The 20,897-nt window shown below is 65.4% G+C and carries 16 protein-coding genes; 9 read left to right on the top strand and 7 right to left on the bottom strand.

The features are described 5' to 3' along the window. Positions 1-75: 75 nt before the first annotated feature. Complete coding sequence (locus C7G42_RS11980) at positions 76-1,062, bottom strand: tripartite tricarboxylate transporter substrate binding protein (RefSeq protein ID WP_106949186.1); 987 nt, start codon at positions 1,060-1,062, stop codon at positions 76-78. 163 nt (positions 1,063-1,225) lie between these two features. Here C7G42_RS11980 and C7G42_RS11985 point away from each other — a divergent pair, with 163 nt between their 5' ends. Then, entirely contained in the window at positions 1,226-1,483 is a 258-nt protein-coding gene (locus C7G42_RS11985) for a hypothetical protein (protein ID WP_106949187.1), read from the top strand. 115 nt (positions 1,484-1,598) lie between these two features. On the opposite strand, the gene C7G42_RS11990 is transcribed toward C7G42_RS11985, so the two are convergent. Further along, positions 1,599-2,534 (bottom strand): LysR family transcriptional regulator, encoded by a 936-nt coding sequence (locus C7G42_RS11990; RefSeq protein WP_106949188.1) that lies wholly within the window; start codon positions 2,532-2,534, stop codon positions 1,599-1,601. Between the two features lie 117 nt (positions 2,535-2,651). On the opposite strand from C7G42_RS11990, the gene C7G42_RS11995 reads away from it, so the two are divergent. From C7G42_RS11995 to wrbA, 3 genes are all read left to right on the top strand, one after another. Then, positions 2,652-3,404, top strand: coding sequence for an SDR family NAD(P)-dependent oxidoreductase (locus C7G42_RS11995; RefSeq protein WP_106949189.1), 753 nt, complete (start codon positions 2,652-2,654; stop codon positions 3,402-3,404). 35 nt (positions 3,405-3,439) lie between these two features. After that, a complete protein-coding gene (locus C7G42_RS12000) occupies positions 3,440-4,138 on the top strand; it encodes a pirin family protein (protein WP_106949190.1) in 699 nt (232 codons plus the stop codon). A gap of 141 nt (positions 4,139-4,279) precedes the next feature. After that, positions 4,280-4,879 carry an NAD(P)H:quinone oxidoreductase gene (wrbA, locus tag C7G42_RS12005; RefSeq protein WP_106949697.1) on the top strand — a complete coding sequence of 200 codons (600 nt, stop codon included), beginning with the start codon at positions 4,280-4,282 and terminating at the stop codon, positions 4,877-4,879. 45 nt (positions 4,880-4,924) lie between these two features. On the opposite strand, the gene C7G42_RS35270 is transcribed toward wrbA, so the two are convergent. The 3 genes from C7G42_RS35270 to C7G42_RS12020 form a co-directional block, all read right to left on the bottom strand. Beyond that, complete coding sequence (locus tag C7G42_RS35270; RefSeq protein WP_199580856.1) at positions 4,925-6,070, bottom strand: GNAT family N-acetyltransferase; 1,146 nt, start codon at positions 6,068-6,070, stop codon at positions 4,925-4,927. A 73-nt stretch (positions 6,071-6,143) separates the two neighbouring features. Further along, positions 6,144-7,541, bottom strand: a complete 1,398-nt coding sequence (locus C7G42_RS12015; protein ID WP_106949191.1) for an O-antigen ligase family protein — start codon at positions 7,539-7,541, stop codon at positions 6,144-6,146. Positions 7,542-7,544: 3 nt separating this feature from the next. Beyond that, positions 7,545-8,642, bottom strand: coding sequence for a glycosyltransferase (locus tag C7G42_RS12020; RefSeq protein WP_106949699.1), 1,098 nt, complete (start codon positions 8,640-8,642; stop codon positions 7,545-7,547). 244 nt (positions 8,643-8,886) lie between these two features. Here C7G42_RS12020 and C7G42_RS12025 point away from each other — a divergent pair, with 244 nt between their 5' ends. Beyond that, on the top strand, positions 8,887-9,879 hold the full coding sequence (locus C7G42_RS12025; RefSeq protein ID WP_199580857.1) for a glycosyltransferase: 993 nt from the start codon (positions 8,887-8,889) through the stop codon (positions 9,877-9,879). A 3-nt stretch (positions 9,880-9,882) separates the two neighbouring features. On the opposite strand, the gene C7G42_RS12030 is transcribed toward C7G42_RS12025, so the two are convergent. Beyond that, on the bottom strand, positions 9,883-10,911 hold the full coding sequence (locus tag C7G42_RS12030; protein ID WP_106949192.1) for a glycosyltransferase family 2 protein: 1,029 nt from the start codon (positions 10,909-10,911) through the stop codon (positions 9,883-9,885). A gap of 395 nt (positions 10,912-11,306) precedes the next feature. Here C7G42_RS12030 and C7G42_RS12040 point away from each other — a divergent pair, with 395 nt between their 5' ends. The 4 genes from C7G42_RS12040 to galE all read left to right on the top strand — a co-directional run bounded on the left by C7G42_RS12040 (position 11,307) and on the right by galE (position 16,571). Next, entirely contained in the window at positions 11,307-12,107 is an 801-nt protein-coding gene (locus C7G42_RS12040; RefSeq protein WP_106949194.1) for a class I SAM-dependent methyltransferase, read from the top strand. Between the two features lie 291 nt (positions 12,108-12,398). Beyond that, a complete protein-coding gene (locus C7G42_RS12045; protein ID WP_106949195.1) occupies positions 12,399-14,768 on the top strand; it encodes an exopolysaccharide transport family protein in 2,370 nt (789 codons plus the stop codon). Beyond that, the gene (locus C7G42_RS12050) at positions 14,761-15,564 is read left to right on the top strand and encodes a WecB/TagA/CpsF family glycosyltransferase (protein ID WP_106949196.1); all 804 of its coding nucleotides are present in this window, start codon (positions 14,761-14,763) and stop codon (positions 15,562-15,564) included. The genes C7G42_RS12045 and C7G42_RS12050 overlap by 8 nt, the downstream gene beginning before the upstream one ends. Positions 15,565-15,578: 14 nt before the next feature. Beyond that, positions 15,579-16,571 (top strand): UDP-glucose 4-epimerase GalE, encoded by a 993-nt coding sequence (galE, locus tag C7G42_RS12055; protein WP_106949197.1) that lies wholly within the window; start codon positions 15,579-15,581, stop codon positions 16,569-16,571. A gap of 54 nt (positions 16,572-16,625) precedes the next feature. Here galE and C7G42_RS12060 read toward each other — a convergent pair whose 3' ends face one another. Continuing rightward, positions 16,626-20,741, bottom strand: coding sequence for a bifunctional diguanylate cyclase/phosphodiesterase (locus C7G42_RS12060; protein ID WP_106949198.1), 4,116 nt, complete (start codon positions 20,739-20,741; stop codon positions 16,626-16,628). Between the last annotated feature and the right edge of the window lie 156 nt (positions 20,742-20,897).

Here is a 20,897-nt window from a genome sequence, read left to right on the forward strand (position 1 = left end):
GATTCTCATCAGTCAATGAGGCGGGAGCCGGTTCTGGACCAACAAAAAAATGTGAAAACGGGCCTGGAACCTACACTACTCCACCTTGCCGATCTTCTTCACAGCCGCAATCAGCCGCGTGCTGTCGGTCGCGACGAATTGCGCGAAGGCCGGTGCATCCTGATAGGCGACGAGGCTGCCCGAGGTCTCGAAGGCCTTGAGCACGTCGGGACTCGTCATCACCTGCGCCATCGCCTCGCGCAGGCGGGCCGCGATCGGCGCGGGAAGAGAACTCTGTGCGAAGAGTCCGGCCCAGATGTACATCTCGACGTCCTTGTAGCCGAGTTCCTGGAAGGTCGGCACGTCGGGGAAGCTCGCGATGCGCTGTGCGCCGCAATTGCCGAGCACGCGCAGCTTGCCGTCGTCGACCTGCGGCTTCAACGTCCCCGGTGCGGCTGCGATCGCCTGCACGGTGCCGCTGAGCAACGCGGTCAGGGCCGGGCCGGCGCCGCGGAACGGCACGTGCAGCAATTTGATGTCCGCGCTGTTGGCAAACATCTCCATTGCCACATGCAGCGTGCCGTAAGGCCCCGACGAGCCGTAGGTGATCTGACCCGGGCGCTTCCTGGCATCCTCGACGAACTCCTGCGCCGTCTTCCATGGCGCAGAGGCCGGTACCGCCAGCAGCGTGGGATCGGCCAGCACGCGCGCGATCGGCATGAATTGCGAGACCTCGTAGGCGACGGGGCGGTCGAACAGCCGATCGGCCTCAGGCAGCACCGCGAGCGAGGACAGCGTCATCAGCAGCGTGTAGCCGTCGGGTTCGGCGCGTGCCGCCGCGGCATTGCCGACCGAGCCGCCGCCGCCTCCGGCCCGGTTGTCGACGATGACGGGCTTGCCCAGGATCCGCTCCAGCGCCATCGCGACGGGACGCGCTGCGAGGTCGGCCTGGCCGCCCGCCGGAAACGGCACGATCATCGTGATGTTGCGCACCGGATAGGTTTGCGCGAAGGCCGGACCTGGTAACGCAGCGCGCAGCAACGGCAATGCAGCAGCGGCGCGCAGGATATCGCGTCGGTCCATGGCAGCTCCCTCCCCCGATTTTTTCTTGGTTCGGCCCCAGCCTAGCGTGACGATCGGCAAGAACAAGACGTTAACGAAACGTTAGCCATGTTGCGCCCGCAGGCCGGAACGCCGCACCAAAGCCACCGTTGCCTTCCCAGATCCGCTGGTCAGGGAGTGTGCCATGGGAAAGCTTGCGACCATCGACGTAGCCCTCGACGAGATGCTGGTGAATCTCGCAGCGATTGTCCTACGGCTTTCAAAGCCCGAATTGACGCGAACCCCCGAAGCGCGGCGCGCCTTGGCGCAATCGGTCCATCAATACGCGGTGTGCGCGGCGCGTTCGACCGATCCGCGCGTGCACGAATTGAAATCGCAGCTGGAAGAGACGCTGAAGCCGAGCCTGCGCGTCGTTGCAAGAGACGGACTGAAGGTGTCGTAGTCCGGCCACGCCATTGCGAAGAGCGCGGGCTACGAAGCAATCCAGAATCCCTTGGCGGAGACAGTCTGGATTGCTTCGCTTCGCTCGCAATGACGGAGGTCGTTGAGGCCACTCGCTATGCCCCCTTCATCTTTCCGCGCGGCCGCCGCTTGCAGGTGCCCGGCAACTTCGCCGCGAGGAAATCGCCGAGCGCCTCGACGCGGGCGGGGCGCGGGCCGCCGGGCGGGGTCACGAGATGCACGGCGCCTTCGGCCTGTTTCCAGTCCTTCAGGATTACTTCGACCTCTCCCGAGGAGATGGCCTCGCCGACGATGAATTCCGGCAGCTCGGCAATGCCGAGGCCGGCGATCAGCGCCGGCATCACGGCTTCGCCGTTGTTGACGCGAAGCTGTCCGCCTGGACGCACGCTGGCCTGCTCGCCGGCCGAATTGGTGTAGTGCCAGACATTGGGCGTCGAGAGATAGGCGTAGCTGAAGCATTTGTGCTCGGCCAGATGCATCGGATGCGTCGGCCGTCCGTGCTTCTTCAGATAGGACGGCGCGGCCACGGTGAAGCGCGGCATGGTGAAGAGGCGTCGTGCGATCAGCGAGGAATCCGGCAGCCGCGCGATCCGCACCGCCATGTCAAAGCCCTCGCCGATCAGGTCGACGGTGGCGTCACTCAGATGCAGATCGACCGAGACTTCCGGATAGGTCTCGAAAAACTCCGGCAGCAGCTGCGCCACTGCCTTGATCCCGAACGTCATCGGCACGGCAAGCCGCACCAAGCCGCGGGGCGCGACCGATTGCGCCAGCGCCTCGTTCTCCGCGGCCTCGCCGTCGACGAGCAGGCGCGTGGCGCGTTCGGCGAGCTTGTGCCCGGCGTCGGTCAGCGCAAGCCGGCGGGAGGTGCGGTTGAATAGCCGCGCGCCGAGCCGCTCCTCCAGCCGCGTGACGGCCTTTGAGACCGTCGCCTTGGACATCGCCAGCTCGCTTGCCGCCCCCGCAAACGACCGTAATTCCACGACTTTTGCGAAAATCGCGAGCGCCTCGAAATCAGGGAGTTTTGCCATGGGAGCCGGTCCGTCAGGGGCTAATTGGGAAACAATGCGTTTCAACAGTTTCTATTTCTATACCACAGGCGGAGGCTTATCCAAGGGTCATCAGAAATTCAGGACTGGAGAAATCCAATGACCAAGAGGCTCTCAGGAAAGGTTGCTCTCGTCACCGGCGGCTCGCGCGGCATCGGCGCGGCCTCTGCCCGCGCCCTCGCCGATGAAGGCGCCGATGTCGCCATCAGCTATGTCGCCTCGCCCGACAAGGCCGAGGCCGTCGTCGCCGAGTTGAAGGCTCGGGGCATCAAAGCCCGTGCCTTCAAGGCCGACCAAGCGTCAGCCAAGGACGTCACCAAGCTGGTCAACGATGTTGCCAGGGAATTCGGCCATCTCGACATCCTCGTCAACAATGCCGGCGTCGCTGCTGGCGGTGCGACCGACGATGCCAATGCCGACACTGGCGCGCTGGAACGTCAGGATCAGGTCAACGTGCACGGCGTCATCGCCGCGATCCGCGCCGCTTCGCAGTTGATGAGTGAAGGCGGCCGCATCGTCACCGTCGGCTCGATGCTGGCCGACCGCGCCTCGTTCCCGGGTCTTGCCGACTACGTCGCGACCAAGGCGGCCGTCGTCGGCTACACCAAGGGCGCGGCGCGCGATCTCGGCCCGCGCGGCATCACCGTCAACGTCGTGCAGCCCGGCTCGATCAACACCGACATGAACCCGGATGACGACCGCGACTTCGCCGAAGCCCAGCGCAAGCAGCACGCGCTGCAGCGCTTCGGCCGTCCCGAGGAAGTCGCAGCCGGCATCGTGTTCCTCGCGAGCCCGGACGCCTCCTTCATCACCGGTACCGTTCTCAACGTCGATGGCGGCTTCGGCGCCTGAACGAGGTGCCAACCAACCACACAAGGATGACGCAAATGATCGAACTCAGACCTTTCGACAAACTCGGCGGCGCCGATCACGGCTGGCTCAAGGCCAAGCATCACTTCTCGTTCGCCAGCCATTATGATCCCGACAACATGGGCCACGGTGCCTTGCGGGTGTGGAACGACGACGAGATCGCACCCAACACCGGGTTTCCCGCCCATCCCCACGCCAACATGGAGATCATCACCTATGTGCGCGAGGGGGCGATCACCCATCAGGACAGCCTCGGCAATCAGGGCCGTACCGAAGCGGGCGACGTGCAGGTGATGAGCGCCGGCAGCGGCATTCGCCACTCCGAGTACAATCTGGAGCCGGGCAAGACCCGGATCTTCCAGATCTGGATCGAGCCAACGCTGCGCGGCGGACAGCCGACCTGGGGCTCGAAGCCGTTTCCGAAGGCCGATCGCTCCGGCAAGCTCGTCACCATCGCGAGCGGGATCGAAGGTGACACGGACGCGCTGCCTATCCGCGCCGATGCGCGGGTGCTCGCCACCACGCTGAAGGCCGGCGAGAGCGCCGAGTACGCGCCGCAGAAGTCGCGGCATCTCTACCTGGTGCCTGCGGCAGGCGCAGTCGAGATCAACGGCGTGCGCGTCAACGCCCGCGACGGCGCCGCAATTCGCGACGAAGATCGGCTGAAGATCACCGCGCTGGAAGATACGGAGCTCGTGCTCGTCGATGCGGCGTAAGCGCGACCCACACACAACCCGTCATGCCCGGGCTTGACCCGGGCATCCATCACCTTCGCAAGAAGCTTTTCCAAGCTTGATGGATTGCCGGGCAAGCCCGGCAATGACAGCAACTCAACCCATCACCAAACGGAGACCACCATGACCAAAGTTCTCGTCCTCTATTATTCCGCTTACGGCCACATCGAAGCGATGGCCAACGCCGTCGCCGAAGGCGCGCGCGAGGCCGGCGCCACCGTCGACATCAAGCGCGTGCCGGAGCTGGTGCCGGCCGAAGTCGCAAAAGCCTCCTATTACAAGGTCGATCAGGCCGCCCCTGTCGCTGCGATCGACGATCTCGCCAATTACGACGCGATCATCGTCGGCACCGGCACCCGCTTCGGCCGTATGGCCTCGCAGATGGCGAACTTCCTCGACCAGGCCGGCGGGCTCTGGGCCAAGGGCGCCCTGCACGGAAAGGTCGGCGGAGCCTTCACCTCGACCGCGACCCAGCACGGCGGCCAGGAGACGACGCTGTTCTCGATCATCACCAACCTGCTGCATTTCGGCATGGTCGTGGTCGGCATGAACTATGGCTTCGCCGGCCAGATGAAGCTCGACGAGGTCACGGGCGGCGCGCCCTACGGCGCCACCACGATCACCGGCGGCGACGGCAGCCGCCAGCCCAGCGCCAACGAGCTCGCCGGCGCGCGCTATCAGGGTCGCCAGATCGCGGAGACCGCCAAGAAGCTCCATGGCTAAAGTGCACGGCTGACGCGGGCGGCATTCCCGTTCGGGAGTGCCGCTTCAGCGTAGTCCCTTGCCCATGGCCCGCGCTGCAAGGGCTGCGGCCGCGGGATGGCGGCGCAGGCCCTGCGCGGCATGGTCGCGCCACGCAAAGGGAGCGCCGCGCCAGGACAGCGCGACGCTGACGTCGGTCAACGGCATCCTCTCGGCGCCGAAGCGCCGCTTGTAGTCCTGATTGCCGATGCTGAGGTCGAAACGCCGCACGCCCTCGGCATGCAGCGCCGCCATCGTGCGCTCGATGACGAGCAGCCCCGGCGAGCAGCTCGACCATGAAGTGCCGGCGTGGCTGATGCGGAGGAGGTAATAGGTCGCGCCGGATCTGACGCCGAACGCGGTGGCGACGGTCCCCTCGTCGCAGACGAGCGCCGTGACGACGGCATAGCCTTCCGCGACGCCGCGGCGGGCAACCTCGCGGTAAAACCGGGCATGGGCGTCGTCGTTGAGGACGAACCGCGAGCCGAGCTGGCGCATGCGCGCCTGCTGCTGCACATCCATGACGTCGAGGAGCTCATGCCCGCGCGCAAAGTCCGCGGCGATCTCGAACCGCGCGCCTTCGTGCCGGTCGAAGACGCGCCAGCAGCGCGGCATCTGCATGCGCTTGATCGAGGCCTGATAGTCCGCATAGTCATCGCCCATCAGCACGACATTGCCGTTCAGCGACGACGATCCGATCCGCCCCATCCCGACAAGCGGATTCGGCTTGCCGTTGACCTGGGCCGGCATCTTCCTGAGGCGAAGCAGGTCGAAGCGGTCCGGCAAGGCGCGCAACGCCTCGACCAGCGCCTCGCCGATCGCATCCGTGGCCGCCGCGTCCAACGCGGCATCGAGCGCCAGGATCGGCGCATTGTTGTCGGAGACGCCGAGATCGGCGAATTCGACGATGCGGATGCCGCGCCTGACATGGCTGACCATCGGCACCACCGCGATATCCTTGGCCGTAGTGGCATCCGAGATCACCGCGATCAGCGGCGCAAAATCGTGAAACGCCTGATACCAGGCATCGAGCCAGTAACGATGCTGGAATGCGGTGTGATGCCCGGCGCTCAGTCGCGGCGCAGCCTGCCGCCAGTCACGCACGAAATCGATCGCGATTTTCGACGTGCTGGACACGAGATCATCTGGTTGCTCGACGCTGAGGAACGTCATCTGCGGGGCATACGATTACGGACTGTTTCGAGATGGATTGGGTTTTGTCGCACACCACAAGAGACGTAACCGTTCAATCGTTAAGCCGATGCCACCATCGCGCCGGCTGCGACAAGCTGTCAGCGTTCCGGTCCATCTGCTCGACGCATTGGAACCTGGCAAGGAAGTGCAGGCCGGCCGCCGCGAGCGCAAACATGAACCAGATCGGGTTTTGCCGCTCGAGCAGGAAGGTCTCGGTCGCACCGTAATACAGGCCGAACAGCCATATGGTCAGGAACAGCTTTGCCAAAGCGCCGCTGCGGCTGTGGCCCTGGGCCGACTGGAAATTGCCGAGCGGCGCGAGCACGAAGACGAGGATCACGAGCAGCAGTCCCGGCAGACCGATGGTGACCGCGAGGTCGAGATAGCTGTTGTGGCTATGCGCCGCCGACGTCGCCCATTCGGCGCCCTGCGCCGTCTGCCGCGCCGTGACATCATCCCAGAAGGCCGCATAGCCGTGACCGATGATCGGCTTCTCGGCGACCGCGGCGAGTGCGAACTCCCAGATCGCGGAGCGGCCGGTGAAGGTCGGATCGAGCGGCAGCAGGCGCGTCATCGCGCCCAACGCAGGGCTCAAGACACTGCCGACCGTCAGCAGGTTCATCACGATCAGCGGCACGAAGCAGATGATGCGCTTCAGCCACAGGCTCGGCGTCACGTAGACCAGTGACGCCAGCGCGTAGACCGCAAGACACAGCACCGACGACGTCTTGCCGCCGGTGAAGATCAGGAAGATGCCGGCCAGCGCGGCGATCGCGGGTCCCATCACGAACGAGCCGACGGCGGTCAGGTAGACCCCGACATAGACCAGGATGGTCATCACGGGCGAGGCGATATTCTTGTGGCCGAAACTGCCGCGCCAGTCGCCGGCGAGCTGCGGCTCGCCGATATCGAGCGCGGTGTGGATCGAATAATGCGGCGCGAGGAAGACGCCGAGATAGCACAGCGCGAGCAGCACGAGCGCAGCTCCGCCCAGGCACAGATTGAAGCTGCGCTGCGTCGGCGGCAGCAATGGCAGCAGGACGGCGAGCGACGTTACGCTTGCGGCGAGCACGAAGCGCTGGATCGAGACGCCGCGGCTTTCGGAGAGGGCGATGTTGATCACCAGCCAGCCCACGAGGCAGAGGTGAAACGGCGTCACCAGGGTTCTCAGCGCGGGCGCATCCGTGGTGGCGACGAGCAGCACCGCGAACGCAGCGAGCAGCCCCCAGGCAACATAGGTCAGCGCCATTCGTCCGCCGACGACGGCGGCGGCATCGGGATTGCGCAGGTCCGGGAAGGGATCGAGCGTCACCAGCACCAGCAGCAGCGCTGCGACGGCGACGAGGCAGCGCGCCGCCTGCACGGCATTCAGCTCCGCCAGGCCGCTGCGGAAGGCGGCGCTGAGCGATCGGGCCTCGAGGTCGGTGATGTCGGCGGCGCTGCGGTTCATGGATCAAGACACTTGCTGACGCCGGTGAGGCGCCAGGCCCGGGCTCAACCCCGTTGAGAGTCCGTCGCCAGGCCTTTCGGACGCCTGCGCCGCCGGCCGCACGATGCTGCGCGCGATCTCGTAATATTGCAGCGCCCGTCGCTCCAACGTGAGACTGTCCAGAACGTAACCGCGCGGATCGAACGCGCCCGCGGCACACCCGTCCCAGAAGCTTTGCCAGCCCGCCTCGAATTCAGCGACGTCGGCGAACTTGGCGCCGCAGCGCTCATCCCAATACGGCACCGACGACACCGGCGCGAACTGTACGCGGTGCGGATAGTAATCGGGGTCCCGCCATGGGCCGCCCGGATCCCAGGCGAAAACAGGCACGCCGCACGACAAGGCCTGCTGATAGGCGATGCCCTGGCTCTCGTTCTGGCACAGGAAGATCATCGCGCGCGAACGCGCCAGCGCTTCCTGATAGTCTTCTTCCTTGTAGCTGCCATAGCGCAGCTCCGTGAACGAGCGGCCCTCTTTGCGCAGACGGGCGCGGACGGGTTCGATCAGCTCCGGCGCATAGCGCTCGCGATCCCAATGGACCTTGTCGTAGATCAGCAAATCGACCGCCTTCTGCGAGGCCTGCGACGGCGCCCACAGATCGGTGTCGATGCCGACCGGCCATGCCTCCGTTTCGGGCCAATAGGGCCGATACATATCGACGTACCAGGGGCCAGGCACCACGACCTTCTTCACCGGCAGGCGCTTGAACAGATCGGGATCGTCGAGCGGATGATTGTGGGCGGCAACGCCGAGCAGGATCGGGTTCTTCCACGCGAACTTGTCGAGCAGGAAGGTGCGGCCGATGATGCAGGCGAGCTCGTCGGGATGCTGCGCGATGTAGCCGTAATCGTTGACGCGGTAGCGGATGCCGAGCCGATCGAGTCCCGCACAGAGATTGAGGAACACGCGTAGCTGGCCACTCATGCGCGGCTCGCCGAGCAGCATGCGGCGCGCCATGCGCCGCAGATGCCGGTCGCCGGGAAACCAGCGGTCATCCTTGTCCTCGTAGAAGAGGTTGAGGATCATCGCATCGGGGTCGTGTTCGAACGTCTTGGCGGGCACTGGATCCATCCGCGGCAGCAGGTAGCGCATTCTCGCATGGGACCGGCTGTCGCACTCTTCCAAATTTACCTCAGGCTTAATGCCAGCGGCTTAACGCTAACTGACGAAACCCGCGCCGCGCACACGTTCGCGTCAACGATCCGACTGTAATGCGAGTATCATTCGCGGGCATGCCATGTTGCGATCGATCGCATCATCCGGTCAGCCGCATGCGCCCTGGTTAACAGACTCTTAAAGGCGAGCCGTGGCTCAGATCACCGCCGAAGACGTTCTCGATTTGCCGGCCACCACACGCCTGGTTCCGGCGGTTCGCCAGCCGCAGCCGTCGAGCTCGACCTGGTCGGTGTCCGTCATCATTCCCGCTAAGAACGTTGCGGCTTATGTCGGTGAAACCCTCGCCAGCGCTCTGGCGCAAGGCGAGGTGGGCGAAGTGATCGTCGTGGACGACGGATCGACCGACAACACCGCCGCCATCGTCCGCGGCATTCGCGATCCGCGGCTGCGCCTGATCACCAATGATTCCGCCGGCGTGTCGGCAGCGCGCAACCTCGGTGCGCGATATGCCCGCGGCGACTGGCTGCTCTTCCTCGATGCCGATGACCGCCTTCGCCCCGGCGCGGTGGCGGCGCTGCTGGCGGCCGCACGCGAGGCTCCGCGGGCGGTGCTCGTCTATGGCGATTACAACACGATCGACAGCGAAGGACACCAGATCGGCCGACGCGGCCTGCTGAAGGGGCGCCGGAAGCCGTCCGGCGACGTGCTGACGCGGCTCGCCGCCGGCAATTTCATCGTCAATGGCGGCATCGCGCTTGCGCGCGCCGAAGCTTTCCGGGCCATCGGCGGCTTCGATACGTCCTTGAGATATTGCGAGGATTGGCATTGCTGGTGCCGCCTTGCCGCGATCGGCGAATTCGAGTTTGCGCCAAAACTGCTGCTCGATTATCGCCTGCACACCGCCAACACCATGAACGCCGCGGTTCGGACGCCAAAGGATTTCTTCCCTGCCATCGCGCGGGTCTTCGACGACGGGCTGATCCTGGCACGCCTGCCCGAGGGCACGGCGGCCGGACTGCGCCTCGCTGCCGAACTTCATCTCATCACCTATTCGGCGATGCAGGCGGTTCGCTTCGGCCGATATCGCCAGGCGTTTGCCTATCTCGGAATGGTCGGCCGGCGCTCGCTCAAGGCGTTGCCGCGCGCCGCGGCCAGGACTGCCCTTGCCCGCTTCGGCATCTGATCGTCACGACACGATCTTCGAGGCCTCATAGGGCTTCGGCTCGATCCCGAACGCGGCAAGCATGGAGCCGAGCGCGACCATCAGGGGATGCACCGCGACGACGGCTTTCGACGACGGCAACAGGCCTGCAGAGCGGACCAGCGAGAGCGGCAGCCGCCCGAGCATCCGTAAGAACACCCGCGCACGCGCCGATGCGCTCTGCGCGGCCTTGTACTGCACGCGATAGTTGATCGCGCCGATGCGCAGGCCGCGCTTGGCGATCCAGCCGAGGCTGGTGCGGCTCTGCGGCACGGTCTCGGTGATGACCGCCTCCGCCGTCCAGTGGAACACCATGCCGGCATCCCGGCACCGCACGAAGAAATCGCAATCGCCACCGCCGAGGAAATTGAAGCGCAGGTCGAAGGCGGGGCGATCGAACCGCTCGAAGGCGGACCGCGTGATCAGACAATTGCCGCAGCCATAGATCAGCGGCACTGCGCCGGAATAGTCATAGGCGGGACAGAAGGCGGGGTGACGCGACAGCCAGGGCTTGCTGTCGTCGTCGAAGTCAGGCAGCACCGGACCGCCGACCACGTCGGCGCCGGTCGCCTCCGCGGTGCGAACCATCAGCTCGAGCCAGTCGGGTGAGGCGATCTCGTCGTCGTCGATCATCAGGAAGCGGGTCGCGGCAGGAAACAGCGCCTGCGCCGTCTCGAACGCAGCGTTGATCGCCTGGCAATTGCCCTGCCGCTTCTCGACGAGGCAGACGCCCTGCAGCCTGCCGACGGCCAGAAACTCTGCGGCAACCGGCGCGCTCTCGCGCTGCGCGGCATCGTTCTCGACCATGACGACGGCAAAGGAACGCGGGGTCCGCTGGTTCGCCAGCGATTCCAGCGTCAGCCGCAGATGCTGCGGACGGCGGAAACAGGGAATGCAGACCACGATACCGACCGACAGGTCGATGACCCCGGAGCTCGCCACGATCTCCCGGTTGGGATCGCGCACGGCATCCGAGATGCGCGTGGCGGACAGGTTTGTCGGGATCAATGTCATGACGTTCTCAATGTCCGAGATGTGTTGAAAAAGCCCTGCTTCAATCACGCATTCCCGTGACGGCACACCGCCGCGGGACATATTCGTCCCGGAATGAACAGCCGATCGATGGCGCGTGCCAAGACCTCGCGCCCGTTTCCCGGCCGTCCCAGGACAACATCATGCGCTTAACCGCTTTCGCCTGTTTCTCCCGCGAAACCATGTGCGCGTGGTACTGCAATTCGCGGTCCATGCGCCGATAAACACCCAACATGAACAATGCCGTAGTTAATGGCTATGCGCATTAACCCGACCGAAAGCACTGCGACCGGTGAGAGGGCGCGGCATCAGATTTGCTCTTCGGGCTCGCGAGTTTTTTCCTGTAAATTTGAATAGAACAAGCGCGGTCAGAAAATATGAACAAGCCAGCCACGATCGATTTTGCGACAGCCACGGCGATCCGGATCCCCGCGGCCGCCGCACCCGTCCAGGCGCTGCACGATCTCGTCCCCGGCGAAGCGCGCGACAGCCTGCTCGCCGTTCACGACGTGCTGCGGCGCGAACTGCCGCAAAGCCGGCTCGCCATCTATGAAGCCGGCGGCGGCTCCTGCAGCGTCCTGCCTCCGGAACTGCCTGGCCGCAGCAAGGTCACCGTCGTCGACATCGACGAGGACCAGGTCCGCAACAACACCTACGCGGATGAGGCGATCCTCGGCGACGTGCAGACCTATCGTTTCGCCCGCGAGACCTTCGATCTGGTGATCTGCTACAACGTGATCGAGCATCTGCCCCATGTCGACGCCGCGCTGCTGAACTTTCGCGATGCGCTCAAGCGCGGCGGGCTGATCCTGATCGGCGCGCCCAATCCCCGCTCGCTGTCCGGCATCGTCACCAAATATTCGCCGCACTGGTTTCACGTCTGGTTCTACCGGCACATCCGCGGCATCAAGGATGCCGGCCTGCCCGGCGAGCCGCCGTTTCCGACCTTCTTCCATCCGCTGGTGACGCTGCCCCGGCTCGAAGCCTTCGCGACCGCCAACGGGCTGGAGATGATCTACCGCCGTGAGGTCGAGAGCCCGCGCTATCCCGAGATGCGCCGGCGCAAGCCGCTGTTCGCGGCGCTCGTGGACGCCGGCGCGGCCGTGCTGAACACCATGTTGTCGCGTGGGACCGACGTCCGGCGCGGCGACTATCACGTCATCCTGCGGAAAAGCTGAGCACCATGACGCGCGCGCGGCCCATTGCAGAACAGGCGGAGCCTCGCGGCCATGCCGTGCGCGGTAACGAACCGTTAATCTCCCGGGAGCCCCGGCATCCCGGGCGTCACGAGGACGCGCGGCGAAGTGGCAAACGCTTAAACGCTTTGTTTGCCATTTCGTTGAATAGTCCCTCAATGAGTATGGTTAATTTTCCCTGTTGCGTTGATTGGGCACCTATATCCCGGGTGCATGGCGTAGAGCGAAGAGAAGCCCCTCAGCCTGCGGCACTTGGAATGAAAGCTGGGGATCATGCTTGACTATAGTCAGCCGATAGATCGGGCGAGACCCGAGCCCTCGCAACAGAAGTCTCAGGCCGGCTTCAACGTGCTGGAGCTCGCCAATTTGCTCTGGCGGCGCAAGATCGCGATTGCCGCGACTGCCCTGCTCGGCGCAACACTTGCCGTCACCATCGGCAAGAGCCTGACGCCGCGCTACACCGCCACCGCCCAGCTCTATGTCGATCCGCGCGAGCTTCAGCTCGTCGATCGTGAGCTCACACCGCGCGCGCAGGACGTCTCCGGCATGTCCATGGTGGTAGAGAGCCAGGCGCGGCTGATCACCTCCAACAGCGTGCTGCTCAAGGTGATCCAGCAGGCGGGTCTCGACAAGGACCCGGAATTCGGCGGCGGCGGTGACGGCCAGAGCCTGATGTCGTCGCTGTTCGGCCTGATCGGCCTGCAGCCGCGCGCGCCCTCCGCGGCGGACAACAAGGAAGTGCAGCTTGCAGCGCTCGAGGCGCTGAACCGGCACATCACGATCCGCAAGACCGAGAAGAGCTTCATCGTCGACATCGAGGTCTGGTCCACGGATCCGGCGAAGGCGGCGATGCTCGCCAACACGCTGACCAATGCCTACCTCGCCGAATCCCGCAACTCGCAGGCTTCGGCCGCACGGCGCGCCACCAACGATCTCTCCGGCCGCCTCAAGGAGCTGCGCGAGCGGCTGCGCAATGCCGAGACCACGCTCGCCACCTACAAGGCCCAGAACAATTTCGTCGGCACCCAGGACGCGCTGATCAGCGATCAGCAGCTCTCCGCCAGCAACCAGCGGCTTTCCGCGGCCCGCGCGGCGACGATGGATGCGCAGGCGCGGCTCGACCAGATCGAGGCGAGCCGCCGTACCGCTGCCGATGCCGGCGCGATCCCGGAAGCGCTGCAATCGCCGACGATCGCGAACCTGCGCGCGCAATATGCCGATGCGCGCAAGAAATACGCCGAGCAGGCCGGCGAACTCGGGCCGCGCCATCCGGCGCTGCGCCAGACCGAGAAGCAGGTCGAGGATCTCAAGCGCACCATCAGCGAGGAGATCGACCGCTTCGCCCAGTCCGCCAAGAACGATCTGACGCGCTCCCGCGACTACGAGGCCTCGCTCAACCGGGCCATGGAAGCGCAGAAGCGGCAGAGCGTGCAGCTCAGCCAGGCCGCCGTCCGCCTGCGCGAGCTCGAGCGCGAAGCCGATGCCAGCCGCGACGTCTACCAATCCTTCCTCAAGCGCTCGCGCGAGACCGAGGAGCAGGAGACGCTGAACACGTCGGCCGCCCGAATCATCGGCGAGGCGACGGTGCCGCAGCGGCGTTCGTTCCCGCCCGCCATGAGCATGTTCGCCATGATCGGCTTCATCTTCGGCGCGCTCGCAGCGTCGAGCTGGTTCGCCGCGGCCGAACTGCTGCTCGTCGGCGCGCCGGCGCCCGCACCGGCCAACCGTGAGCGCAAGCCGGCGCCGGAGAGGACGCACGCTCCCGAGGTTTTGCCGGCCCCGGAAGCGCCGCAGCCTCCCCGGGTTTCGCGACATGCGGAAGTGGCGCAGGACCTGCCCGAACTTGCCGCGCCGTCGCTGCAGCCTGCGATGGTCGAAAAGCCCCTGATCGAAAAGCCGCTGATCGCGCGCCTCCAGGAGGCCGACGTCATCCACACGCTTGGAGCCATTCTTGCCACCGGCGGCGGCGTCGACCTCACCCGGCTGGGCTGGCCGACGTTGCGGCCCGGCTTTCCCCTGACGAAACTGCTCAACACCTGGCGCGACATGCGCACTGCCGTGGCCCGGCGCGCCGGCGACAAGGCAATGCCGGTCATCGCGATCGTCGGTGCCGGCGAAATCAGCGGGCGCAGCGTGAGCGCGCTGAATTTCGCGCTCGCGGCGGCGCGCGACGGCGCCCGCGTGCTGATGATCGATGCCGACCATCAGGCGCACGCGCTCTCGAACAAGGTCAGCCGCCCCGGCAAGAGCGAGCCGAGCAGGCTCGGCTGGCTCTCGATCGGCAGCAAGGCCGCCCGCGAGATCAAGACCGTCAACGGCATTTCGGTGCTGCCGGTCGGCGAAAGTGACGCCGGCAAGGCCGCCGACGCGATCCGCAAGGCGATTGCGCAGGCGCGCGCCGCAGGCGGCTATGACCTCGTGATCCTCGACGGCCCCCCGATGCCGCTCTCGGCCGGCGGCCGCAAGCTACTCGACGACACCGACGCGCTGGTGGCAGTGCTGCCGACCAGCCTCGACATCAACGACAGCCTGGAAGAAATCCTGACCGCGCTGGGCCGCGCCGAGCGCAAGCTCGTCGGCGTCGTGCTGGACGAACTCACCCCGGCACTCCAGACGCGCCAGCGAGGCAGACAATATGCTTGAACGTCGCGTCAACATCGATGGACGGGCGGCAACGGTCGACGTGCCCCGCATCACCGTCGGCGGGCTTCGCATGGCCGCGATCGATCTGGAAGCGACCGCCGATTTCATGATCGAAGCGACTGATCCCGACAATCGCATCGGCCGCCCCTTGTTCCTGACCTCGGCCAATGGCGAGGTGCTGGCGCGCTGCTCGACCGAGCCGCAGACCGAGCGCCTGTTCCGCGCCGCTGACCTGATCAACGCCGACGGCCAGCCGCTGGTGGCGGCCTCCAGGCTGCAATCATGGTTTCCCCTGCCCGAGCGCGTCGCGACCACGGACCTGTTCCACGTCGTCGCGCGCAAGGCGGAAGCGGTCGGCCGTACCTTCTATCTGTTCGGCGCCAGCGAGGCCGAGAACATCGTGGCCGTCGAGAACGTCCAGAAGATGTATCCGGACCTCAAGATCGTCGGACACAGCCACGGCTATCTGCGCGGCGAGGCGCTGCGCGCCAAGGTCGAGGAGATCAACGCGCTGGCGCCGGACTATCTGTGGGTCGCGCTCGGCGTGCCCAACGAGCAGGCATTCGTGGAGGAATTCACGCCTTACCTGACCAATGTTGGCGTTATCAAGACATCGGGCGGCCTGTTCAACTTCCTGTCGGGCAGCCGTTCCCGCGCGCCGCGATGGATGCAGAAGATCGGACTCGAATGGGCCTGGCGTACCTTGCTCGAGCCGCGCCGCCTGTTCTGGCGCTATTTGACCACCAACCCCCGCGCGCTCTATCTTCTCTTCAGCCGTAATAAACCCCTCCGCTAAGAGAAGAAGACGACATGACCGACCGACCGACCGTCCTCGTCACCGGGGGCGCGGGCTATATTGGCTCGCATGCCTGCCGCGCATTGACCGCCGCCGGCTACCAGCCCGTCGTTTATGACAATCTCTCGACGGGTCATCGCAGCTTCGTTGCCGGCCCGCTGGTGACCGGCGATCTGCTCGACGGCCCGGCGCTGGCACGCGCCTTCGCCGACCATGAGATCACGGCGGTGATGCATTTCGCCGCGGCGAGCCTGGTCGGCGAGTCCATGACCGATCCGCAGAAATACTACATCAACAACGTGCAAGGCACCTTGTCGTTGTTGCAGGCGATGCGCAACGCAAACTGTCAGCGCATCGTGTTCTCCTCGACCGGCGCCGTCTACGGCAATGCCGATTCCAAGGAGCTGCCGGAAGACTTTCCCTGCATGCCCATCAATCCCTACGGCGCGTCGAAATTGATGATCGAGCGGATGCTCGCCGATTACCGCTCGGCCTACGGCTTCGGCGCGTTCTGCCTGCGCTATTTCAACGCCAGTGGCGCCGATCCGGCCGGCGGCATCGGCGAGCTGCGCGACAATGAAACCCACCTCATTCCCCGCGCCATGATGGCGCTGCAGGGCCATGTCGACTTCGCAGTGTTCGGCGACGACTACGACACGCCCGACGGAACCGCGATCCGCGACTATATCCACGTCACCGACCTCGCCGCGGCGCATGTCGCGGCCCTGAAGCTCCTGGAAGGCGGGCATGCCGGCGGCAGCTTCAATCTCGGTACCGGCTCCGGCTTTTCCGTGCGCCAGATCCTCGACGCCATCAGGCAGGAGACCGGCCGCGAGGTGCCGCACACCGTCAAGCCGCGCCGCGCCGGCGATCCGACCTATCTGGTCGCCGATCCCTCCGCGGCGCGAAAGGTGCTGAACTTCGTACCTGGCCATTCCGACCTGGCGACGATCATCCGCACCGCCTGGGCCTGGCACCAGAAGGCGCATCCGTTCAGGCAGCGCTAGCCGATCAAGGCGACCGTGTCTTGCTCCAGCGGCGGCGGACCGCACCCGCGGCCGTCAGACGACAGCGCGTTTCAACCGTGACGCCGCGGCTTCCGTGGCGGCAACGTCCAGCTCCGGCTGCAGCGGCGGGGCGACAGGCAGGACCATCGGCCGCAGCAGCTCGGCCATCTGCCTGGCCGGCAGCGGCTTCGAGATCAGGAAGCCCTGCATCTCGTCGCAGCCATGGGTTCGCAGGAACGCCTCCTGCTCGGCGTTCTCGACGCCTTCGGCGACGACGGTCATGCCGAGCGCCTTGCCCATGCTGATGATGGCCTGTGCGATCGCCTGGTCCTCGGAATCCTGCGGCAGGTCGCGCACGAAGGAGCGGTCGATCTTGATGGTGTCGATCGGGAAGTGCTTCATCAGCGACATCGACGAGTAGCCGGTGCCGAAATCGTCGATGGCGAGGCGGATGCCGCGACTCTGGATGGCATCGAGCACCTTGAGCGCGCGGCCGACATTGCGCATCATCATGCTCTCGGTGACTTCGAGCTGGAGCAGCACCGGGGACATGCCGCTGGCCGCCAGTGCCTCGTCGACGTCGTGCAACAGATGCTCGTCGGCGAACTGCCGCGGCGACAAATTGACCGCCATCGACAACGGCAACAAGCCGCGGCGCTGCCAGGCCATGGCCTGCGCGCAGGCTTCCCTCAGCACCCAGCGGCCGATCGGCACGATCAGGCCGGTCTCCTCCGCGAGCGGGATGAACTGAGCCGGCGAGATGTTGCCGAGATCGGGATGCGCCCAGCGCAGCAGGGCTTCCACGCCGGTGATCTGGCCGGTCGCCATGTCGACCTTGGGCTGGTAGTTCAGCGAGAACTGCTCGCGCTCCAGCGCGCGACGCAGCGCGCTCTCCAGCGACAGCCGCTCGATCGACTGCGTCGTCACTTCCTTGGAGAAGAAGCGGTAGCCGTTCTTGCCGTCCTCCTTGGCCAGGTACATCGCCATGTCGGCGTTCTTGGTCAAGGTCTGCGCATCGGAGCCGTTGGCCGGATACATCGCTATACCGATCGAGGCCGTGGTGTGGCACTCGTGTCCGGCCAGCTCCATGGGCTCGGCGAGTGCCGCGAGCAGCCCCGTCGCAATGCGCTGAACGTCGTCGATCTCGCCGCATCGGTCGAGGATGACCACGAACTCGTCACCGCCGAGCCGCGCCACCACGTCGCTTTCCCGCAACGCGCCGCGCAGGCGGTTGGCGACTTCGAGCAGGAGCAGGTCGCCGGCCTCATGGCCGAGCGAATCGTTGATGACCTTGAAGCGGTCGAGGTCGATGAACAGCACCGCAAAACGATGATCGTGACGCTCCGCCGTATCGATCGCCTCGCGCAAGAGCCCGTTGAAAGTCTCGCGGTTCGGAAGGTCGGTCAGGCTGTCGTGCGAGGCGAGATACTCGATCCGCTCGTCCGCCTCGTCCTTGGCGTCGGCGCGATCGAAATTCTCCATCGCAAAGGACACGTTGTCGGCAAGACGCTGCAGCAGCTCGACGAACTCGGTCGTGAAGGTGCCGGGCTCCGTCGACATGTAGATCATGACGCCGACGGGCTGATCGTGCGCGATGAGCGGAAATGCCGCGCCCGAGCGCGCCCCGTCGTCGCGGACGACCGCATGGAAGGCGCGGACGCGATCGTCGTTGAGATAGTCGTTGCTGATGCAGGGTTGTCGCGTGCGGAACGCCGTACCGCTCATCCCACGCCCTTCGGGCCGTTCGGGATCGACGGAGAGGCGAACGCTCCGCGTTGTATCGGCGGACGGGCCGGCGGCAGCGACGATTTCGAGCTGGTCCGTGCCGGCCCTGGCCAGCGCGATCGTGGTCGAGGTGAACTTGGCGCCGTTCGATGCCGCATGGCACACGAGATCGAACATCTCGGCGCGCGACTTCGCCCGCATGATCGCCTCGTTGGTTGCGCTCAGAGCCGCGAACATGCGCGTCAGGCGCTCCTTCTGCGCCTCGGTGCGGGCCTTTTCCTCGGCACGATCGAAATTGTCGAGGGCGAAGGAGACGTTTTCGGCAAGGCGCCCGAGCAGCTCGACCAGATCGGGCGTGAATGTGTTCGCTTCGGGTGCGAGGAAAAGCAGAATGCCGATCGGTTCCTGGCCCGCTTTCAGAAGCGGGAAGCATGCGGCGGCCCGCGTTCCATCCTCGATCGCCTTCGTCCGCCAGTGGGCCGATCGCGGCTCGTTCAGATAGTCGTTCATGACGCTGGGCCGGCGGGCACGGAGCGAAGTGCCGATGATCCCCTGGCCTTCGGGATGGTCGGCGGAAATGATGCAGGTCCGTCCGACCATTTGCTGCTGCAGCCGCCCCTTTACCGCGACGACGCGAACCAGCTCTTGTTCCTTGTCGATGATACCGATCGTGACCGACGCGAACACGTCACCGAGGACGGCCGCCCGGCACGCCGCCTCGAACAGGTCTTCGCGCGTCTTGGCGCGCATGATCGCTTCGTTGGTTGCGCTCAGCGCTTCGAACATTCCGCTCAGGCGGCTGCGCAGCTTGTTTGCGCGTGCCCTTTCCTCGGCGCGGTCGAAGCCCTCCAGCGCGAAGGCGACATTGGCCTGCAGCTTGCGCAGCAACTCGACGAATTCGGGTGTGAACGTGCCGCACTCCGGAGAGTTGAACAGGAACACGCCCTCGACCTGATCGCCGTTGAAGAGCGGCAAGGCCGCGGAGGACGCGATCCCGTTGCGGCGCGCGCTGGCGTGCCACGGCGCGATACGTTCATCGGCGAGCACGTCGTTGCTGACGGCCGGCCGGCGCGTACGGAACGCAGTGCCGGTCAACCCCCGCCCTTCCGGAACATCCTCGGAAATGGAGAACTTGAAGTTGCGAACCTGGTCGGCGTTCGGCCCGTAACAGGCGACGACGCGCAGCAGCTCGGCGTCGCGGTCGACCATGGCGATGTTGGCCGACGTGAACTTGGCGCCCTTTGCCGTCGCCTCGCAGACGAGATCGAACAGTTCGGCGCGCGACCGCGCGCGCAGGATCGCCTCGTTGGTGGCGCTCAGCGCGGCATACATGCGCGCGAGCCGCTCCTCCTCGGCCGCGATTTGAGCCTTCTCGGACTCTCGACCGAAATTGTCGAGGGCAAAACATACGTTTTCGGTGATCCGGAACATCAGCGCGACGACTTCTTCGTCCTTGGCCCACGAGCTGCTGATGAAAGACAGCATGACGCCGACGCTTTGCCCATGCTTGATCAGGGGAGCAGCCACACAGGCGACGACGCCACTGTTGACGTTGGCCTGCTCCCAGGGCGTGCCCTTGGTGCGGCGGGGCAGATCGTCCTCCAGGCATGGCTTTTGCGAGCGAAACACCTCACCTGAAATGCCGCGGCCATGGGGATTATCCGGATCGATGGAGTACCGGGCCTGAGCGACCAGCTCCAGATTCTTGCCCGTGCCGGCGACAGGTTTCAGCCAATCGGAATCCTGTTCCTTCAGCAGGACGTAGGTCGCGAGCGATTTCCCTCCGTGGACGGAGGCGTCGCATACGAGCTGATACAGCTCCTGCTCGGTCTTGGCGCGCAGAATGGCTTCGTTGGTGGCGCTGATGGCGCTGTACATGCGGTTGAGCCGCCGCACCGTCCGCTCGCTGGTCTGCCGCGCGGTCTCACGCGCGAAATTGTCCAGCGCATAGGAAATGTTGGCCGACATGCGCTCTAACAGCGACACCATCTGGTCGCTGAGCGAATTCGGATCGCTGCGGGTCACCAACAGCACGCCGACACATCTGCCGTCGCAGATCAGTGGCAGCGCAGCGGCCGCGCCTATGCCAGCCGCAGCCGCCCCCTCGCGCCACGCCAGCGAGCGCGGATCGTTCAGATAATCGTTGCTGATGCACAGCTTCTGATCGCGAAACGCCTCGCCCCCGACGCCAGAGCCTTCAGGCGTGCCGGCCTCCGTCGTGATCAGGATGGAGCGCAGTCGCGGAATGTCGTCGCCGCAGCCGGCCGCAAAACGAAGCCGTCCGCGCTCCTGTCCCACCAGGAACACGGCAACGGCCAAGAAATCCCCACTCGAAAACCCGGCGTCGCAGACCTTCTGGTACAGCTCATCCGGCGATTTCGCGTAGAGGATCGCTTCGTTAATGGCGCTCAACGCCGCAAAGGTGCGCGCGAGTGTCGTCGACACGATCTTTAGCTCCCGGGCATTTCTGCCTATTTGTCCCGGGTGACCTTATGACGGCCATCGCCTAAGTGGTCGTTATTGCGCACCGCAAACAATCGATCAAAGTGAACGAGCTGCGAACGACCCCGGCAAAACCATCGAAAATACCGCCGCACGGGA

This window comes from Bradyrhizobium sp. MOS003, assembly GCF_003020125.1.
Lineage (GTDB): Bacteria > Pseudomonadota > Alphaproteobacteria > Rhizobiales > Xanthobacteraceae > Bradyrhizobium.

What these genes read in the sequence shown, in the direction of transcription:
- C7G42_RS11980 (WP_106949186.1), bottom strand. Translation starts at nt 1,062, where the DNA reads ATGGACCGACGCGATATCCTGCGCGCCGCTGCTGCATTGCCGTTGCTG.
- C7G42_RS11985 (WP_106949187.1), top strand. Translation starts at nt 1,226, where the DNA reads ATGGGAAAGCTTGCGACCATCGACGTAGCCCTCGACGAGATGCTGGTG.
- C7G42_RS11990 (WP_106949188.1), bottom strand. Translation starts at nt 2,534, where the DNA reads ATGGCAAAACTCCCTGATTTCGAGGCGCTCGCGATTTTCGCAAAAGTC.
- C7G42_RS11995 (WP_106949189.1), top strand. Translation starts at nt 2,652, where the DNA reads ATGACCAAGAGGCTCTCAGGAAAGGTTGCTCTCGTCACCGGCGGCTCG.
- C7G42_RS12000 (WP_106949190.1), top strand. Translation starts at nt 3,440, where the DNA reads ATGATCGAACTCAGACCTTTCGACAAACTCGGCGGCGCCGATCACGGC.
- wrbA (WP_106949697.1), top strand. Translation starts at nt 4,280, where the DNA reads ATGACCAAAGTTCTCGTCCTCTATTATTCCGCTTACGGCCACATCGAA.
- C7G42_RS35270 (WP_199580856.1), bottom strand. Translation starts at nt 6,070, where the DNA reads ATGACGTTCCTCAGCGTCGAGCAACCAGATGATCTCGTGTCCAGCACG.
- C7G42_RS12015 (WP_106949191.1), bottom strand. Translation starts at nt 7,541, where the DNA reads ATGAACCGCAGCGCCGCCGACATCACCGACCTCGAGGCCCGATCGCTC.
- C7G42_RS12030 (WP_106949192.1), bottom strand. Translation starts at nt 10,911, where the DNA reads ATGACATTGATCCCGACAAACCTGTCCGCCACGCGCATCTCGGATGCC.
- C7G42_RS12040 (WP_106949194.1), top strand. Translation starts at nt 11,307, where the DNA reads ATGAACAAGCCAGCCACGATCGATTTTGCGACAGCCACGGCGATCCGG.
- C7G42_RS12045 (WP_106949195.1), top strand. Translation starts at nt 12,399, where the DNA reads ATGCTTGACTATAGTCAGCCGATAGATCGGGCGAGACCCGAGCCCTCG.
- C7G42_RS12050 (WP_106949196.1), top strand. Translation starts at nt 14,761, where the DNA reads ATGCTTGAACGTCGCGTCAACATCGATGGACGGGCGGCAACGGTCGAC.
- galE (WP_106949197.1), top strand. Translation starts at nt 15,579, where the DNA reads ATGACCGACCGACCGACCGTCCTCGTCACCGGGGGCGCGGGCTATATT.